The organism is Bradyrhizobium sp. P2_E8 (assembly GCF_056403875.1).
The window spans coordinates 1-856 of the sequence record NZ_JBFUES010001707.1 but is presented as its reverse complement, the minus strand read 5'-3'; the positions used below and the strand labels follow the sequence as shown (position 1 = coordinate 856).

Here is an 856-nt window from a genome sequence, read left to right as displayed (position 1 = left end):
ACAGTCGCCGAGAAGATCGAGAAGATCTACGACGAGGTCGGCGGCTTCGGCGTGCTGCTGGTGTTCGGCTTCGATTACAAGCACAAGGCCGAGGCCTGGCACCACTCGCTCTCGCTGCTCAGCAACGAGGTGATGCCGCGCCTGAAGCATCTCGRCTCCGCGAAGAAGGCGGCTTGACCCGACGCGGATGYGGCGCGATCGTGCCGCATCCGCACCCGTTTCGGAGATTTCCACGTGAGCGTGGACGCAAAGGATTTCAAGCAGGCGATGCGCCAATGCGCCGTCGCCGTCGCGCTGGTCACGGTCGGTGCCGAGCACGGCAAGCGCACCGGGCTCACGGTCACGTCGGCCTGCTCATTGTCGGACAATCCACCGTCGCTGATCGTCTGCGTCAACCGCAACGCCAGCGCGCATGCGCGCATCCGCGAGGAAGGCGCCTTCGCGATCAACTTCCTGCACGAGGACCACGCGCTGCTGGCGCTCACCTTCAGCGGCCAGAAGGGCGTCAATGGCGACGACCGCTTTGCGTTCGGGCAATGGACGCGCGGGGCCACCGGCGCACCGGTGCTGACGGATGCGGTGGCCGCGTTCGATTGCGAACTGGCGCAGGAGTTCGAGACCAAGACGCATTCGATCTTCGTCGGCGAGGTCCGCGGGGTGTCGCATTCCGACGGGGCTGCACCGCTCGTCTATCTGCGCAGCAGCTTCCACGTTCCCCACGAAATCCGCGGCACCGTGACAGTCGGCGACCTCGATTCACGGCATCTGAGCTGGACGGATTTTTCGTAATGGCGGCATCGCAGGTGCGCTCCCTCGCCCCGCTTGCGGGGAGAGGGTTGGGGTGAGGGGGAGTCTC

1 protein-coding gene and 1 pseudogene are annotated in these 856 nt (G+C 65.6%); both read left to right on the top strand.

Annotated elements, in window-relative coordinates; translation table 11 throughout:
• Window positions 1-177: pseudogene (locus AC1D00_RS43370) on the top strand (LLM class flavin-dependent oxidoreductase); the annotation flags it as partial.
• A 57-nt stretch (window positions 178-234) separates the two neighbouring features.
• Entirely contained in the window at window positions 235-789 is a 555-nt protein-coding gene (locus AC1D00_RS43365; protein ID WP_477014961.1) for a flavin reductase family protein, read from the top strand.
• Window positions 790-856: the final 67 nt, after the last annotated feature.